The sequence below is a fragment of the Microbacterium sp. S1037 genome (assembly GCF_048381605.1).
Lineage (GTDB): Bacteria > Actinomycetota > Actinomycetes > Actinomycetales > Microbacteriaceae > Microbacterium > Microbacterium testaceum_B.
This window is the reverse complement of the sequence record NZ_JBLWIG010000003.1, coordinates 134,886-150,455: the sequence shown is the minus strand read 5'-3', so window position 1 is coordinate 150,455 and position 15,570 is coordinate 134,886. Positions and strand designations below refer to the sequence as shown.

The 15,570-nt window shown below is 69.8% G+C and carries 18 protein-coding genes; 8 read left to right on the top strand and 10 right to left on the bottom strand.

All coding sequences use genetic code 11. The features are described 5' to 3' along the window. Positions 1-80: 80 nt before the first annotated feature. From ACMW4R_RS15745 to ACMW4R_RS15720, 6 genes are all read right to left on the bottom strand, one after another. Entirely contained in the window at positions 81-383 is a 303-nt protein-coding gene (locus ACMW4R_RS15745; protein ID WP_058597953.1) for a Dabb family protein, read from the bottom strand. Continuing rightward, positions 380-658, bottom strand: coding sequence for a glutaredoxin family protein (locus ACMW4R_RS15740; protein ID WP_058597952.1), 279 nt, complete (start codon positions 656-658; stop codon positions 380-382). Before ACMW4R_RS15740 ends, ACMW4R_RS15745 begins: the two co-directional genes overlap by 4 nt. Before the next feature lie 30 nt (positions 659-688). Then, entirely contained in the window at positions 689-982 is a 294-nt protein-coding gene (locus ACMW4R_RS15735; RefSeq protein ID WP_058613839.1) for a rhodanese-like domain-containing protein, read from the bottom strand. Positions 983-1,063: 81 nt separating this feature from the next. After that, positions 1,064-1,162 carry a 30S ribosomal protein bS22 gene (locus tag ACMW4R_RS15730; RefSeq protein ID WP_003792170.1) on the bottom strand — a complete coding sequence of 33 codons (99 nt, stop codon included), beginning with the start codon at positions 1,160-1,162 and terminating at the stop codon, positions 1,064-1,066. Between the two features lie 82 nt (positions 1,163-1,244). After that, on the bottom strand, positions 1,245-1,436 hold the full coding sequence (locus tag ACMW4R_RS15725; RefSeq protein ID WP_013585406.1) for a helix-turn-helix domain-containing protein: 192 nt from the start codon (positions 1,434-1,436) through the stop codon (positions 1,245-1,247). Positions 1,437-1,542: 106 nt separating this feature from the next. Then, positions 1,543-1,938, bottom strand: a complete 396-nt coding sequence (locus ACMW4R_RS15720; protein ID WP_058597950.1) for an ArsR/SmtB family transcription factor — start codon at positions 1,936-1,938, stop codon at positions 1,543-1,545. 68 nt (positions 1,939-2,006) lie between these two features. Here ACMW4R_RS15720 and ACMW4R_RS15715 point away from each other — a divergent pair, with 68 nt between their 5' ends. Then, entirely contained in the window at positions 2,007-3,449 is a 1,443-nt protein-coding gene (locus ACMW4R_RS15715; protein WP_153001433.1) for a potassium transporter TrkG, read from the top strand. Next, the gene (locus ACMW4R_RS15710) at positions 3,442-4,113 is read left to right on the top strand and encodes a potassium channel family protein (RefSeq protein WP_013585403.1); all 672 of its coding nucleotides are present in this window, start codon (positions 3,442-3,444) and stop codon (positions 4,111-4,113) included. Before ACMW4R_RS15715 ends, ACMW4R_RS15710 begins: the two co-directional genes overlap by 8 nt. Positions 4,114-4,261: 148 nt before the next feature. Here ACMW4R_RS15710 and proC read toward each other — a convergent pair whose 3' ends face one another. Beyond that, the gene (gene proC, locus ACMW4R_RS15705) at positions 4,262-5,107 is read right to left on the bottom strand and encodes a pyrroline-5-carboxylate reductase (RefSeq protein ID WP_418300364.1); all 846 of its coding nucleotides are present in this window, start codon (positions 5,105-5,107) and stop codon (positions 4,262-4,264) included. A gap of 126 nt (positions 5,108-5,233) precedes the next feature. Between proC and ACMW4R_RS15700 the strand changes: the two genes are divergently transcribed. Further along, on the top strand, positions 5,234-6,346 hold the full coding sequence (locus ACMW4R_RS15700; protein WP_418300363.1) for an alpha/beta fold hydrolase: 1,113 nt from the start codon (positions 5,234-5,236) through the stop codon (positions 6,344-6,346). A 75-nt stretch (positions 6,347-6,421) separates the two neighbouring features. Further along, complete coding sequence (locus tag ACMW4R_RS15695) at positions 6,422-7,351, top strand: LLM class F420-dependent oxidoreductase (RefSeq protein WP_418300362.1); 930 nt, start codon at positions 6,422-6,424, stop codon at positions 7,349-7,351. 28 nt (positions 7,352-7,379) lie between these two features. Here ACMW4R_RS15695 and tadA read toward each other — a convergent pair whose 3' ends face one another. After that, positions 7,380-7,820: a tRNA adenosine(34) deaminase TadA gene (gene tadA, locus ACMW4R_RS15690; RefSeq protein ID WP_418300644.1), complete on the bottom strand. Its 441-nt coding sequence runs from the start codon at positions 7,818-7,820 to the stop codon at positions 7,380-7,382. Between the two features lie 88 nt (positions 7,821-7,908). Here tadA and upp point away from each other — a divergent pair, with 88 nt between their 5' ends. After that, on the top strand, positions 7,909-8,541 hold the full coding sequence (gene upp, locus ACMW4R_RS15685; protein ID WP_013585398.1) for a uracil phosphoribosyltransferase: 633 nt from the start codon (positions 7,909-7,911) through the stop codon (positions 8,539-8,541). A gap of 183 nt (positions 8,542-8,724) precedes the next feature. On the opposite strand, the gene ACMW4R_RS15680 is transcribed toward upp, so the two are convergent. Beyond that, positions 8,725-12,267 (bottom strand): TM0106 family RecB-like putative nuclease, encoded by a 3,543-nt coding sequence (locus tag ACMW4R_RS15680; protein ID WP_418300361.1) that lies wholly within the window; start codon positions 12,265-12,267, stop codon positions 8,725-8,727. 108 nt (positions 12,268-12,375) lie between these two features. Here ACMW4R_RS15680 and ACMW4R_RS15675 point away from each other — a divergent pair, with 108 nt between their 5' ends. After that, positions 12,376-14,445: an NAD(+) synthase gene (locus tag ACMW4R_RS15675; protein ID WP_418300360.1), complete on the top strand. Its 2,070-nt coding sequence runs from the start codon at positions 12,376-12,378 to the stop codon at positions 14,443-14,445. Between the two features lie 75 nt (positions 14,446-14,520). Here ACMW4R_RS15675 and ACMW4R_RS15670 read toward each other — a convergent pair whose 3' ends face one another. Further along, complete coding sequence (locus ACMW4R_RS15670; RefSeq protein WP_418300359.1) at positions 14,521-15,018, bottom strand: DUF427 domain-containing protein; 498 nt, start codon at positions 15,016-15,018, stop codon at positions 14,521-14,523. A gap of 107 nt (positions 15,019-15,125) precedes the next feature. On the opposite strand from ACMW4R_RS15670, the gene ACMW4R_RS15665 reads away from it, so the two are divergent. After that, on the top strand, positions 15,126-15,323 hold the full coding sequence (locus ACMW4R_RS15665) for a hypothetical protein (protein WP_153001431.1): 198 nt from the start codon (positions 15,126-15,128) through the stop codon (positions 15,321-15,323). Further along, a complete protein-coding gene (locus ACMW4R_RS15660) occupies positions 15,320-15,484 on the top strand; it encodes a hypothetical protein (RefSeq protein WP_193751326.1) in 165 nt (54 codons plus the stop codon). Before ACMW4R_RS15665 ends, ACMW4R_RS15660 begins: the two co-directional genes overlap by 4 nt. The last annotated feature ends 86 nt before the right edge of the window (positions 15,485-15,570 follow it).

Below are 15,570 nucleotides of genomic sequence, written 5' to 3'. Positions count from 1 at the left end.
GCTCTCGACGATCGGCCGTGCTCTACGCGACCGCGCTCTGAGCGCTCGAGCTCAGGCGGTCGTGCTCTACGCGGTCGAGCTCAGGCGGGGTAATCGACGCACGCGCGCTCGGCGACGACCGACCGCACGAAGGCGGCCACCTCTTGGTGCGCGGGGTGCACCTGATAGCGCTCGAGGGCGTCGGCATCCGCGAACTGGCTGACGAGCGCGACATCCCAGTTGGTCTGCGGGGAGACGACGTTGCGCCCGATCTCGAGGTGCTCGATCTCGTCGATGACGTCGCGCAGCCCGAGCAGACGTTCTTCGATCTGCTCGGCGTGCAGCGCACGAGTGTCGGCGTCGTCGGCCGCCAGCTTCCAGAGGACGATGTGTCGGATGCTCACGCGGGGGTTCCTTCGGTGTCGGCAGCCAACAGGGTGGTGCGCAGTCGGTCGGCCGAGACGCGCCAGTGCGCGTGGAGTTCTCCGTCGATGAGGACGACGGGGATCTTCTCCCACCACTTCTCGTAGAGCGCGGCGTCATCCGCGATCGAGGCATGGTCGATGACGACGCGGTCCGCCACGTCGGAGGGGAGCTCGGCGACGACCGTCTCGACGATCTGCTCGGCGACCTCGCAGAGGTGGCAGTCGGGCTTACCGATCAACGTGAGGGTCGTCACGTCTTCATCCTAGGAGGATGAACGGTGAGGTCAGACCTCGACGTCGTAGCCCGCGGCGATCCATTCGCCCGTGCCGCCCTCGACGTTCGTGGCGTCGTGGCCACGCGCCGAGAGAGCCTCGACCACGCGCGCGGAGCGCCCGCCCGCCTGGCAGATGACGTCGAACGGCTCGGCGGGGATCTCGTCGAGGTGGTCACCGAGCGTCGACATGGGGATGTTCACGGCACCGGGGACGTGTCCCGCGGCGAACTCGTGCTCCTCGCGCACGTCGATGAGCGGACGATCGCGACCGGCGCGCAGCTCGGCGATGGTGATGGACTGCATGCTTTCCTCCGAAGAGCGGATCTGGCGGGCGCATACACGAAGCGCCCGTCGCATCGGACAGGCGCTCGGTGTGGTGGCCGCTTACTTCTTGTTGCGGCGCTGGTGACGAGTCTTGCGAAGCAGCTTGCGGTGCTTCTTCTTCGCCATGCGCTTACGGCGCTTCTTGATGACAGAACCCACGGAAAACCTCACTAAGTCGGGGTCTGGGTGCCGATGTCGGCCCCCGGGAACAGCAGGCGTTGGAAAAAAGCCTCGGATCAGTCTAGCCGACGTCGGACACCGGGCGTTGCACGGCCTCGGCGACAGCCGATTCCGGCACACGATAGCTGCGTCCGAAGCGCACGGCCGGCAGTTCACCGGCGTGCACCAGACGGTAGACCGTCATCTTCGAGACGCGCATGAGCTCGGCGACCTCCGCGACCGTGAGGAAGCGCATGTCGGGAAGCTCTGCCATCGTTCACCCTTCGTCCTGGGTGGACTCACCCTTCGATGCTGGACACTCTAGGGTCTGGGTGCGACGGCTGTAAACCTATGTGGCCACTGTGATTCGCGTATGCGAATCACCGCCCGGGCAGTTTGCGGAATGCCGTCGCCACCGAGTGCTTCACCGAGGCGGCCGCGCGGCCCACGACCTCGGCGTAGTGCATCGCCGATTCCGGCAGAGCCGGCTCGTTCTCGGCATCCACCGAGAAGAACGGCACCAGCCAGTCGTCGACCTCGTCGAGCGGGGCGACGGCCAGGCTGTAGTACCGGTGCTGCCCCTCCTCGCGAACCGTGACGAGCTGGGCCTCCCGTAGCACCTTCAAGTGCTTCGACACGGTCGGCTGGCTCACACCGAGCGCCGACACGATCTGCGACACGCTCGTTCCGCGCTCGCCACCGGTCGCCCGCTCCAGGAGCAGCTGAAGGATGTCGCGACGCGTTCCGTCAGCGATCACGTCGAAGATGTCCGCCATGGCATTAGGTTAGCCGCGCCCCCGCCCGAGTACCATGATTCGGGTTCGGGCACCGAAGGGAGCGGCGCATGGCAGCGACGCCGAGCGAGGTGCGGCTCTCCGTGCGCGTACGACGCATGGCGGCGGAGGCATGGGATCGGCTGCGGAATCTGACGACGTCATCGCCGGCGCGTTTCGCGGTCCTCGTCTTCGTCGCGCTCATCCTGCTCTTCACCGCGCTGTTCTCGCTCCCCCAGGCTTCGGCGAGCGGACAGCGCACGCCGTTCGCCGATGCCCTGTTCACCGCCGTCTCGACGATATGCGTGACCGGCCTGTCGACGGTGAACATGTACACGCACTGGTCGCCGCTCGGCCACGTCATCACGTACGTCGGCGTGAACGTCGGCGCGTTGGGCGTGCTCACCCTCGCTTCGATCCTGGGTCTGGTCATCTCGAAGCGGCTGGGCCTGCGGGCGAAGCTGATCGCCGCAGGCGACAGCAACCCGCTGCGCGCCCACGGCGGGCCGGTCAACGAGGGCCAGACGGTCCGCCTCGGCGAGGTCGGCCAGCTTCTGCGGACCGTCGCCCTGTCGACCCTCGTGATCGAGGCGGGGCTCACGGTCCTCATCTATCCGTCGCTCGTGATCGGCGGCATCGACCCCTTCGTCGCCCTCTGGGAGGCGCCGTACTACGCGGCGATGGCCTTCACCAACACGGGGTTCGTCCCGAACGCGGACGGGCTCACGCCGTTCGCGCAGGACTACTTCCTCCTCACGGTGCTGATGCTGGGCGTCTTCCTCGGGTCGATCGGCTTCCCGGTCATCTTCACGCTGTGGCGTCACTACTGGCGATTCCGACTGTGGTCCCTGCACGCGAAGCTCACGATCATCACTACGGTGATCCTCTTCTTCGCCGGAGCGGGTGTCATTCTGCTGCTGGAATACGACAACCCGTTGACCTTCGGGAGCATGGACGCGTGGGACACGACGTTCCAGGCCTTCTTCCTCTCCGCGATGACGCGGTCGGGCGGCTTCTCGGTCATCGACATCGGCGACCTCAACGGGGCCACCCTGATCGTCGGGTCGATGCTCATGTTCGTCGGCGGGGGCTCGGCATCCACCGCCGGCGGGATCAAGGTGACGACCCTCGCGGTCCTCGCCCTCGCGGTGTTCTCCGAGGCCAAGGGACGTCCCTCGGTGCAGGCCTTCGGTCGACGCATCCCCAGCGACGTGCAGCGGGTCGCCCTCTCGGTCGTGGCATGGGGGGCGACGATCGTCGCGATCTCGACGGTGACGATCAGCCGGATCACCGACGCGCCGATCGAGCACGTGCTCTTCGACGTGATCTCGGGGTTCGCCACGGTGGGCCTGTCGACGGGCCTGACCGCCGAGCTCCCCGACCCCGCCGTCTACGTTCTGGCCGTGACCATGTTCATGGGGCGCATTGGTACTGTGACACTCGCCGCCGCGGTCGCGGCCTCGTCTCGATCGCAGCTGTACGCGCTGCCCGTCGAAAGGCCCATCGTTGGTTGAACGCATCCGCAGTGACGCCCCCGTTCTGGTGATCGGGCTCGGGCGCTTCGGCGCCGCGTGCGCCGGAGAACTCGATCGCCTCGACCGCGAGGTGCTCGCGGTCGACGGCAACCTCGAGCTCGTGCAGAAGTGGTCGGAGCGGGTGACCCACGCGGTCCAGGCCGATGCCCGCAACATCGACGCGCTCCGTCAGATCGGCGCCCAGGACTTCCAGGTGGCCGTCGTCGCCGTGGGCTCGCTCATCGAGGCATCCGTCCTCATCACCGCGAACCTCGTCGACCTGAAGGTGCCGCAGATCTGGGCGAAGGCCGTCTCGCAGTCGCACGGCAAGATCCTCGCCCGCGTGGGCGCGAACCACGTCATCTACCCCGAGGCCGAGGCCGGCGAGCGCGTCGCGCACCTCGTGAGCGGACGCATGCTCGACTTCATCCGCTTCGACGACGACTTCGTCCTCGCCAAGATGTACCCGCCCAAGCTCATCCGCGGCGTGGGTCTCAATCAGTCCGGCGTCCGCACGAAGTACAACGTGACGGTGGTCGGGGTGAAGAGCCCTGGCCGCCCCTTCCGCTACGCCGAGGCCGACACGGTCGTCACCAACCACGACCTCGTGATCGTGTCGGGGACGAACTCCGACATCGAGCGCTTCGCGGCGCTCGACCGCTGACGCTCCGGCGTCGTAAGCGCGGCGGCGCGGCCGGAGCGAGGGCGCGGCGGGTCCGCGCCGCAACGCCCTACCCCCACCCATAAACGCTGTCCGCTCACGGAAACACGTGCTGCACGCGTTTCTGTGAGCGAACGGCGTTTATCGCACGTCAGTTGCCCGCCGCGAGCTCTTTCGCGCGGGCGAGCGCCGCTTCGGCTGCCGTCGTGAAGGTGTCATCGAGCCTCGCGTCCTGCAGCACCGCGATGGCCCGTTCCGTGGTGCCCTTGGGGCTGGTCACGCGGCGGCGGAGCTCCGCCGGGGCGACGTCCGACGCCGCCAACAGCGCGGTGGCTCCGATGAACGTCTCCTCGGCGAGCAGCCGCGCCTGGTCGTCGTCGAACCCCATCCGGACGGCCGCCCTGGTGAACTCCTCGACGAGGAGGAAGACGTAGGCGGGACCCGAGCCCGAGATCGTCGACAGCGCATCGATCTGCGCCTCGGGGACCTCGATCACGGCCCCCACCGTCTCGAACAGCGCACGGACGACGGCGACGTCGTCGGCGGATGCCGCGGGCCCGGCGGCGAGGCCGGTCACGCCCTTCCCCACGAGCGACGGCGTGTTCGGCATCGAACGCAGCGTGGCCACCTCCGCGCCGAGGTGCTTCGCGAACGTGTCGAGAGTGACCCCGGCGGCGAGGCTGACCACCACGGCGCCCGCGCGGAGGTGAGGAGCGATCTCGTCGAGCAGGTCGGGGACCATGGCCGGCTTCACGCCGATGAGGACGATGTCGGCGGATGCCGCGGCGGCGGTGTTGCCGCCCGGAGCCGCCTCGAGGGCGACGCTCGTGACACCCTCGAGCTCGGCGAGCTCGGCGGCCTTCGCGATCGAGCGGTTGGTCGCGGTGACACCGCCGCCCGTCAGCCCGGCCGCGACGAGACCGCGGAGGATGGCTCCTCCCATCGAGCCTGCGCCGAGGATCGCGATCGGGGGCAGAGAGGTCGTGGCATCCGTCATGTCCGACAGTCTACGAAGGGCATCGATCCGCTCCCAGGCAACCCCGAGTGCGACCGAGAGGGGCGGGCGTTAGAGTCGGATCGCGGGCGTACCGGGGCACCCGCGAGCGACACGGAGGACCCTCTCATGACACTCTTCGACGGCATCAGCGCGCGTCTCGTCGACACCGACCGCCTCAGCGTGAATGTGCTCGAGAGGACCGGCGACGACCCCGCGACGTCGCCCGAGCACACGGTCGTTTTCGTGCACGGAAACGTGTCGTCGTCGCTGTTCTGGCAGGAGATCATGCAGGACCTCCCCAGCGACCTGCGCGTGCTCGCGATCGACCTGCGCGGTTTCGGCGGCACCGAGCACATGCCCGTGGATGCCACACGCGGTGTCCGTGACTTCAGCGACGACGTCCACGCCGCCCTCGAGGCCCTCGGCATCCCCACCGCGCACCTCGTCGGATGGTCGATGGGCGGCGGAGTGGTGATGCAGTACGCGCTCGACCACCCCGTGCTGTCGCTGACGCTGCAGTCCCCCGTCTCGCCGTTCGGCTTCGGCGGCACGCGCCGCGACGGCTCGCGTCTCACCGACGACGACGCCGGCACCGGCGCGGGCGGCGCGAACCCCGACTTCGTCCAGCGCCTCACCGACCGCGACACGACCGACGAGGCGCCCACGTCGCCGCGGTCGGTGTTCCGATCGGGGTACGTCGCCGCGGGCTACGCCAGCGAGAACGAGGACGTGTGGGTCGAGTCGATGCTGTCGACCTCGACCGCCGGGGGCAACTACCCCGGCGACGCCGTGGCGAGCCCGAACTGGCCGGGGTTCGCCCCCGGAACCATCGGCGTGCTCAACACCATGGCCCCCCGCTACTTCGATGTGTCGGGGATCGTCGACCTCGCCCAGAAGCCGCCGATCCTCTGGATCTACGGCACCGCGGATGCCATCGTCTCCGACGCGTCGTTCTACGACCTCAACCACCTGGGCGCCCTCGGCGTCATCCCCGACTGGCCCGGCGAAGACGTCGCACCCGCTCAGCCGATGGTGTCGCAGACCCGCGACGTGCTCACCGCGTATGCCGCCAAGGGCGGAGAGGTCACCGAGGTCCCGGTGGAGGGAGCCGGTCACGCCGCTCACCTCGAGCGCCCGGCGGCGTTCCGACAGGCTCTTCTGACGCACATCGGCTACGTCGGGCGTCCCGCCGACCCCGCGCCGCCGACCGAGGCGATCATCCTGCGCTCCGCCGACTGACGCCTCCGCGGCTCGGCACGGCTCCCCCGACTGTCCGCACGCCCGCCCTCCCGCCCGCCCGCCCGAAAGGCCCCCGTGGAATACTGCCTGTTCACCGAACCCCAGCAGGGCTTCTCGTACGACGATCAGCTCGCTTTCGCCCGCTCCGCGGAGAAGCACGGCCTGGACGGGTTCTTCCGTTCCGACCACTACCTCCGCATGGGCGAAGGTGACCCGCGTCCCGGCCCCACCGACGCCTGGACCACGCTCGCCGGCCTCGCCCGCGAGACCTCCCGCATCCGGCTCGGCACCCTGGTGTCGTCGGTGACCTATCGGGTGCCCGGCATCCTCGCGATCCAGGTCGCCCAGGTCGACGCGATGTCGGGCGGGCGCGCCGAGCTCGGACTCGGCACGGGCTGGTTCGAGCGCGAACATGCCGCGTACGGCATCCCGTTCCCTGCCAAGCGGTTCGACCTGCTCGAGGAGCAGCTCGCGATCGTCACGGGCCTGTGGGCGACTCCGGATGCCGAGACCTTCACCTTCGAGGGCGAGCACTACCGCCTCGACGAGGCGCCCGCTCTTCCGAAGCCCGCGCAGGAGCGGGTGCCCGTGATCGTCGGCGGCGGCGGGCCGAAGCGCACGCCGGCACTCGCGGCGCGCTACGCGACCGAGTTCAACATCGGCTTCGTCGCCGAGGACGTCGTCTCCGAGAAGTTCGCGGTGGTCCGCGCCGCGTGCGAGGACATCGATCGCGACCCCGCGTCGCTCAAGCTGTCGGTCGCGCTGCCCACGATCGTCGGGGCGGACGACGCCGAGATCGAGCGACGGTTGGCGGCGATCGGCCAGTCCCGGGAGCAGTTCGACAACGGTGCGAACATCATCGGGACGCCGGACGAGGTGATCGAGAAGGTCGGCCGTCTCCGCGATCTCGGAGCGAGCCGCGTGTACTTCCAGCTGCTCGACCTCCGCGACGTCGATCACGCCGACCAGATCGGCACCGACGTCGTCCCGCACCTTCCGCGCTGACGCCCGGGCGGGTGCCCCGGTCCGCGCGTCAGTCGGCGTCGCGTCGCAGTTCGAAGAAGGACTGCAAGCGATCGGATGCCTCTCGCTCGGCGACCCCGCCGACAACCTCGACCCGGTACGGCAGACGCCTGTCGCGCAAGACGTCGTACATGGATCCGGCGGCGCCGGCCTTGGCATCCCACGCTCCGAAGACGACCCGCGGGACGCGCGCCTGCAGCACGGCTCCCGCGCACATGACGCAGGGCTCGAGGGTGACGACGAGCGTGCAGCCCGCGAGGTGCCACGTGCCGAGGGCCTCCGCCGCGCGACGCAGTGCGACGACCTCGGCGTGGGCGGTCGGATCGTGGGTCGCCTCGCGGAGATTCCGGCCCTCCCCGCGCACGGTCCCCGATGCGTCCATCACGACGGCACCGACCGGGACGTCACCCTCGGCGGCGGCGGCGTCGGCGAGCACCAGTGCGCGGCGCATGGCCGAGAGGTCGAGGGCGGTGGGGGTCACGCGGGCTTCCGGATTTTGCAGGCGGAGTCGTCGCGATCGAGCGACTAGCCTTGAGCCTATGCGTGTCCACGTCGCCGATCACCCGCTCATCACCCACAAGCTGACCGTGCTGCGCGACGAGCAGACCTCGTCGCCCGTCTTCCGTCAGCTGACCGAAGAGCTCGTGACCCTGCTGGCCTACGAGGCGACGCGCAACGTCCGGGTCGAGACGATCGAGATCAAGACCCCGGTGACCCTCACCGAGGGCGTCAAGATCAGCGAGCCCCGCCCCATCGTCGTGCCGATCCTGCGCGCCGGTCTCGGCATGCTCGAGGGCATGGTGAAGCTCCTTCCCACCGCCGAGGTCGGCTTCCTCGGCATGGTGCGCGACGAGGAAACGTTCCAGCCCACCACGTACGCCGAGCGCCTGCCCGACGACCTGAGCGACCGTCAGTGCTTCGTGCTCGACCCGATGCTCGCCACCGGCGGATCGCTCGGCGCGGCGATCAAATTCCTGTTCGCGCGCGGCGCGCAGGACGTCACCGCGATCTGCCTGCTCGGCGCCCCCGAGGGCGTCGCGGCGATCGAGAAGCAGGTCGAGGGCCACGACGTCACGCTCGTGCTGGGTGCTCTCGACGAGCGGCTCAACGAGAAGGGCTACATCGTGCCCGGTCTCGGCGACGCCGGCGACCGTCTGTACGGCACCGCCTGACGCGGGGTCCCTCCCGCGACGGCGCCTGATCCCACGGTTCGGGCGCCGTTTCGCGTTCGGGCGCCGTTTCGCGTTTGGGCGCCATTTCGCGTTTGGGGCGCCGTTTCGCGTTTGGGGCGCGAAAGACCGCGCCCCGAACGGAAAGCCGCGCCCCGAGCCGGGCACGACAGGGCTACGGCGGGATCAGTCGGCCTCGGCGACCAACCGTGCGAAGCCGCTGAGCCGAGCCACCCCCTCGGGTGTGCGGGGAAGGTCGTCGAGCAGCGACGGCGAGTAGACGACGTACGCGGTCTGCATCGCGCGTGAGATCGCGACGTTGATGCGGTTGCGCAGCAGGAGGAACTCCAGGCCGCGCGGAGCCTCGCGCCCGGAGGACGCGGCGAGGGTGAGGATGGCGACGACGGCCTCCTTCCCCTGGAAGCGGTCGACCGTCCCGACGGGCACGTCCCCGAAACCGGCCGCGGCGAGGGCTTCTTCGACCGCCACCTGCTGAGCGTTGTACGGCGTGATCACGATGATGTCGTGCGCCCGCAGGGGTCGCGGCTCGTGCACGGTCGCGGAATCGCCGGCTCCCCCCTCGGCGCCGGTCCACGCGCGTCCGACGAGGTCGCCCACGAGACGTGCGACCTCGGCCGCCTCTTCGTCGGAGCAGGTCGAGTTGCCGCGGTGCCGCACCGGCACCACGTGCACACCGGGCTCGACACCGTCGAGCCGACGCAGCGCGGTCGAGGGGTGCGCCGCGAGCCGACCCTCGTACGACAGCCGCGACACCGGGCCCGCCACCGCGGGATGCATCCGCCGCGTACGGGCGAGGAAGTAGCCGAGCTCGGGGGGCACGACCTCGGCTCCGTCGATGATCCACCCGAGCGCGGATGTGTCGACCGGCTCAGGATGCGTGCCCTGACTCACCTGCGGCAGTTGCTGCGGATCACCGAGGAGCAACAACCGCTGTGCCGAGAGCGAGACGGCGATGGTCGACGCGAGCGAGAACTGCCCCGCCTCGTCGATGACGAGAAGATCGAGGCTGCCGCGCGGAATGCGGGTCTCGTGGCTGAAGTCCCACGCGGTGCCGCCGACGACGAATCCGTGGGCGGCATTCTCGGCGGTGAAGGCCGCGACCCCGTTCTTCGGCAGCACCGTGAACGCGTGCGGAGCGCTCGGGTCTTTGGGTGCCTTGCCGACACGGGATGCCGGGACCCCGGCCGCGATGACCTGCTCGAGCATGTGCTCGATCGTCGCGTGCGACTGCGCGACCACCCCGATCCGGTACCCGCGTTCGGCGACCAGCCGGGCGATGACGTGGGACCCCACGTACGTCTTGCCCGTTCCGGGAGGACCCTGGACGGCGAGATAGCTGTGCTCGAGGTCGGCGACGCTGCGGGCGATCGCGGTGACCTCGTCATCGCCCGGACTGCCGTCGATGGCGGTGACGGGGGCCAGCGTCCCCGAACGGGTACGCGGCGGAACGCGGCGCAGGATGTCGGCGGCGGGGCCGGACGGCATCGTCGGGGCGGACGCCAGGACGGCGTCGGCCCACGCGTCAATCGCTTTCTGCTGATTGCCCGCGCGGGGAGGTGCGGGAGGCGTGAGGGCGAGCGGCAGCTCGTCCCAGGTGACGCCGTCTGCGGCGATCTCCTCGACGATCGCTCCGTCGTCGAGCACCTCGCGCACCGTGACCCGGCGTGCCCCGTGGATCCACCGCGGACGGGTCTCGAGCGGGAACGGCGCCGGCAGATCGTAGACCGCGAAGGGCTCGGCATCCGGAGCCAGACGCGTCCCGGGGGCGAGCTCGCCGCGCAGCTCGACCAGGCGGCGCTCGGAGCCGCGCCCCGACTCGGGAATGTGCCAGTCGGCCACGACCCGCGAACGCGCGGTGTCGACGATGACGACGTCACGCGTCTCTTCCCACACCGACACCGGCTCGCGCAGGCGAAGGAAGTGCGTCGCCCAGTAGGTCTTCTCTTCGCGCGGGTAGTAGTCGATCGCCGCGGCGGCGAGGCGGAGCGCGGTGGCGTCGGGCTCGGCGGCGTCGGCCGCCCACCGTTGCAGGGCCGTCGCGCGCGGCGACGGCTCGTACGACTGCTCGTCGGGCTCTGCTCCGCGTGCGGGCACGGCGCCCGCCTCGCGTGCGCGGTCGACCAGCCAGTCGCGCAGTCGCCGGGTCGACACGCAGTCGTAGCGGTTGTAGTCGGCCAGGTCGTCGAGCACGCGCTGAGCCGCCGCGGCCTCACCGTCGGCGGCGAGCGCCCGGGCCTCGACGTACTTCACGATCGAGTCGTCTCCGCGCTGCACGTCGCTCGTGCGGACTTCGTCGCCCATGTACAACGGCTCGAGCTTCTTGATCGAGTACGACCGCGATCCCACGCGGAGCGCACGCCGCACCACCGGGTAGAGGTCGACGAAGACGCCGTCGCGCAGGAGGCGGTCGACGTCGGCCTCGCGCACGCCGTACCGCGCGGCCATGGTCAGCAGGTGCGTCGGCTCGTACGGGGCGTAGTGGTAGATGTGCATGCCAGGGTACTGCTGGCGACGCAGAGCCACCATGTCGAGGAAGCGCTCGAGAGCAACGCGCTCCTCGTCGAAGGTGTGGGCCCAGATCGCTCCGTAGGTCTCTCTCGTGTCGACCCAGCCGAAGAGGTAGTCGATGCCCCAGTGCTCGCCGACCCCCTCGGTGTAGAGCGGGTCGCCCTCGAAATCGAAGAACAGGTCGCCGTGGTCGGGGCGGGGCAGCACGCCGAGGGACTTGGGCGCGACCACCTCGAAGGTGGGGACGGCGTGGGCGGGTGCGTTGTCGGAGGGCACACCGGCGGGACTGTCGAGCTGCAGCCGCGCCTGGGTACGCAGCGACGCGAAGGTGTCGGCGCTCATCGAGGGGGGCGCCTCCGATGCTCGCGCGAGATCGTCGATCGTCAGGATGCCGCCCGCTCGCAGCCGATCGCGCTGCACCGGTCGCATGCCGGCGACGAGAAGCAGGTCACGATGAGCGATGACCTCGATCTCGCACGTGGCGCAGCGCCCGCACGCGACGACGTCGAGGTCGCCGCGCGCGTCGCCCCACGCGATCACCGGTCCCGCGACCCCGAGATCGACCCGGCGGTCGGCGATCAGCGAGCGCAACCGCGAGCGACGCAGGTCGAAGACGGGCAGAAGATCGTCGACGCGGTGCGTGCTCGTCGTTCCGTCGCCCAGGAGAAGCTGGACCTCGTCCGACCGCGGCACGCCGAGTCGGTCGAGCTGGTCGACGTAGGCCGCCAGCTGCATGAGCGCGGTGACGCGGGCCCGGCGTGCGAGCTTGGTGTCTTGCACGATCCAGGGACGGGACCCGTCGATGCGTGCAGCTCTCTCGCGCACGAGGAAGTCGGCGAACCCCACGAACTCGTCGGTGGCGAAAGCGGCTTGATAGACCACCTCTGCCTCGGGGTCGGCGAGAGCCTGGTCGGTCAGGCGCACGGCTTCGGCGAGCGCATCGGCGTCGGAGGAGCGTGCTGCGGGGATCTCGCGAACGGCGTCGCCGAAGAGCGCGCGGTAGTCATCGAGCACGCGGAGCTCGTGGGCGGTGCCCAGGCGCGCGGCCCGCTCGAGAGTCGCGTCCTCGGGATCGTCGACCGCGGCGATGCGCCCGATCTTCGCGTCGATGGCACGCAGCCACGCGAACTCGCACTCGGCCGCGGCCTTGAGGTCGCTGGCACTCCAGACGATGCGCGCGTCGCGCTCGATGTACCGCATGCCTCCACGCTAACCGGGACCCCCGACATCGCCGGGTGGCCATCCACAGGCCGACCCCGGTTCGCGATCCGACTGCCGGGTGTCGGAGGGGCCTGCCAGACTGGAGGGGTGATCACCGACCTGCCGTTCGAGAGCGTCTACCGGCACGGCTTCGCGCGCGTCGCCGCGTGCACGATTCCCGTCGCGATCGCCGACCCTCTCACCAACGTCGATGCCGTGCTCGAGTCCGCCCGCGCGTGCGACGCGGAGGGTGTCGCGATCGCCGTCTTCCCCGAGCTCTGCCTCACGGGCTATGCGATCGACGACCTCGTCATGCAAGACCCGCTCCTGGACGCGGTCGAAGCGGGGATCGAGCGTCTGGTCGCGGCATCCGTCGATCTTCTTCCCGTGCTGCTCGTGGGGGCTCCGCTCCGGCACAGCAACCGCCTCTACAACTGCGCCGTCGTCATCCATCGAGGGCGCGTGCTCGGGGTGGCGCCCAAGGCCTACCTGCCGACCTACCGCGAGTTCTACGAGCACCGCTGGTACGCGCGCGGCGACGACCAGGCGGGTCAGCACATCGTTGTCGGTGGCGAGACCGTGCCGTTCGGCCCCGATCTGCTGTTCGACGCCGTCGACGTGCCCGGGCTCACGCTGCACGCCGAGGTCTGCGAAGACGTCTGGGTGCCGATCCCCCCGTCATCCGGTGCGGCCCTGGCCGGTGCGACCGTGCTGGCGAATCTGTCGGGCAGTCCTATCACGATCGGGCGCGCCGACGACCGCAACCTGCTCTCGCAGTCGCAGTCGATGCGATGCCTCGCGGCCTACATCTACGCGGCCGCGGGTCAGGGCGAGTCCACGAACGACGTCTCGTGGGACGGCCAGACGATGATCTACGAGGGCGGGCAGCTCCTCGACACGACCGAGCGCTTCCCCGACGGCCCGCGCCGCAGCGTCGCCGACGTCGATCTCGATCGTCTGCGGCAGGACCGCATCCGTCAGGGCACCTTCGACGACAATCGCCGGACGACGGCGCCGTCCTTCCGCACGGTGCCGTTCGAACTCGCCCCGCCGGCGAGCGACATCGGGCTGCGCCGCGCGCTCGACCGCTTCCCCTTCGTCCCCGACGACCCCGCCCGTCTCGCGCAGGACTGCTACGAGGCGTTCAACATCCAGGTGTCGGGGCTGGTTCAGCGCCTCCAGGCGATCGGCAACCCGAAGCCGGTCCTCGGGGTGAGCGGAGGGCTCGACTCCACCCACGCCCTGCTCGTGATCGCCCGCGCCATGGATCGCATGGGCCGTCCCCGCAGCGACATCCTCACGTACACCCTGCCCGGGTTCGCCACGAGCGAGGGAACGAAGCGCAACGCGATCGCTCTGGCCGAAGCCGTCGGCGCGTCGATCGAGGAGATCGACATCCGGCCCGCGGCATCCGAAATGCTCGCCCGTATGGGCCACCCCTTCGCCGCGGGCGAGCCGGTGCACGACGTGACGTTCGAGAACGTGCAGGCGGGGCTGCGCACCGACTACCTCTTCCGCCTCGCGAACAAGAACGGCGGCATCGTCGTCGGCACGGGCGATCTGTCCGAGATCGCGCTCGGATGGTCGACCTACGGCGTGGGCGACCAGATGAGCCATTACTCGGTGAACCCCGGGGTGCCGAAGACGCTCATCCAGCACGTGATCCGTTGGGTGATCGCCTCAGGTGAGTTCAGCGCCGCCACCGTCGAGGTGCTGCAGGCGGTGCTCGACACCGAGATCAGCCCCGAGCTCGTGCCCGCCGGCCAAGACGGCCGGATGCAGTCCACCGAGGACCGCATCGGCCCCTACAACCTGCACGATTTCACGCTCTATCACGTGCTGCGATTCGGCTTCCGCCCGTCGAAGATCGCCTTCCTCGCTGCGCACGCCTGGTCGGATCCGGATGCCGGGAACTGGCCGCCGGGTTACCCCGAGGATGAAAGACCCTCGTACGACCTCGTCACCGTGGCGAGGTGGCTCGAGGTCTTCCTGCAGCGGTTCTTCGGGTTCGCGCAGTTCAAGCGCACGGCCATCCCCAACGGACCGAAGGTGTCGCCGGCGGGCTCGCTGTCACCGCGCGGAGACTGGCGCGCCCCCTCGGACGGAAACGCTCGCGTCTGGTTGGCCGACCTGCACGCGGCCGTCCCGCAGGCGTTCGGCGAGTCGACACACAGCTGACGCGGCCGACCGGCGCGCGATCGACCCGTGCGCGACGAATCCGCGGGCGCAGGCGGCGTCAGACCGTGCGGGCAACTACCAACCCATCGACCCCGGCACACCCTTGAAGGGGCCGGCGAGGTCGCTCGTGACCCAGCCCCCGTAGAAGCCGCCCGGCTGCGGCTCCACGGTCTCGCCGGCCAGGATCACGCGATCCATGGGACCTGCATATACGGCCACACGATCGGCGAGCACCTCGTATCCGGGCATGGGGCTCGGGTAGTTCCAGGCCGCACGCGGGGCCACCGCTCCCCCGCCTCCGTGGACGTCGAAGTAGCGGGCACCACCCTTGAACTCGCAGAACGACGCCCCCTCGCCGAGGGTCAGCGCGTCACCGAACGCGGCGATCGGCAGGTAGTACACCGGCGGGTGGCTCGTTTCGAGCACGCGGACGACGTCGTCGGTGTCGGCGATGCGGACACCGCCGAAGTCGATCTGCGCCCTCTTACTGACGCGCTCGACGCGGGGAGGCCGCGGATAGTCCCAGACGGACTCCTGGCCGGGGCGGACGGTGTCGGGAACGGGGCGTGCCATGCGCTTACGCTACGCCGCACAAAACGTCCTCGGATCGAGATCTGATCGTGCACCGGCTGTCTCAGGAGACACCCAGCTTTTCGCTAGGTTGGAGGGAGGGGGTCGTCGTGAGCGAACAGGAAGTCCGAGACGGTACGGCGCGGTATCGCGTGTACCAGGTGGTCGGCATCGTCGTCGGTGTCCTTTTCATCGCTCTCGGCGTCGTGGCGTTCCTCACGGGCGGGGGGCCCATCATCGCCGCCATCGCCGCCATCGGAGGCCTCGCCGTGCTCATCACCTCGATCGTCATGATGGTGCGTTCATGACTGCGCCGAACGGCCCCAGCGGCGAGAACGCCGACGGCAAGGACCCGAACGGCAAGAAGAAGTACCCCGCCGGAACCGTCGTGATCTGGATCGCCGGAGCCGGCATCGGACTGTGGTTCTTGATCAGCGGGCTCATCGGCATCCTGTCCGGCGGCTCCTGACCCGTACACGCCACCTCTGGCACTGACGTGCGCCGAATGCTCGTCCGACGCGAGCGAGCGCGAACATTCGGCGCAAGTCACGGGAG

What these genes read in the sequence shown, in the direction of transcription:
- ACMW4R_RS15735 (WP_058613839.1), bottom strand. Translation starts at nt 982, where the DNA reads ATGCAGTCCATCACCATCGCCGAGCTGCGCGCCGGTCGCGATCGTCCG.
- ACMW4R_RS15725 (WP_013585406.1), bottom strand. Translation starts at nt 1,436, where the DNA reads ATGGCAGAGCTTCCCGACATGCGCTTCCTCACGGTCGCGGAGGTCGCC.
- ACMW4R_RS15720 (WP_058597950.1), bottom strand. Translation starts at nt 1,938, where the DNA reads ATGGCGGACATCTTCGACGTGATCGCTGACGGAACGCGTCGCGACATC.
- ACMW4R_RS15715 (WP_153001433.1), top strand. Translation starts at nt 2,007, where the DNA reads ATGGCAGCGACGCCGAGCGAGGTGCGGCTCTCCGTGCGCGTACGACGC.
- proC (WP_418300364.1), bottom strand. Translation starts at nt 5,107, where the DNA reads ATGACGGATGCCACGACCTCTCTGCCCCCGATCGCGATCCTCGGCGCA.
- ACMW4R_RS15700 (WP_418300363.1), top strand. Translation starts at nt 5,234, where the DNA reads ATGACACTCTTCGACGGCATCAGCGCGCGTCTCGTCGACACCGACCGC.
- tadA (WP_418300644.1), bottom strand. Translation starts at nt 7,820, where the DNA reads ATGCGCCGCGCACTGGTGCTCGCCGACGCCGCCGCCGCCGAGGGTGAC.
- upp (WP_013585398.1), top strand. Translation starts at nt 7,909, where the DNA reads ATGCGTGTCCACGTCGCCGATCACCCGCTCATCACCCACAAGCTGACC.
- ACMW4R_RS15680 (WP_418300361.1), bottom strand. Translation starts at nt 12,267, where the DNA reads ATGCGGTACATCGAGCGCGACGCGCGCATCGTCTGGAGTGCCAGCGAC.
- ACMW4R_RS15670 (WP_418300359.1), bottom strand. Translation starts at nt 15,018, where the DNA reads ATGGCACGCCCCGTTCCCGACACCGTCCGCCCCGGCCAGGAGTCCGTC.
- ACMW4R_RS15660 (WP_193751326.1), top strand. Translation starts at nt 15,320, where the DNA reads ATGACTGCGCCGAACGGCCCCAGCGGCGAGAACGCCGACGGCAAGGAC.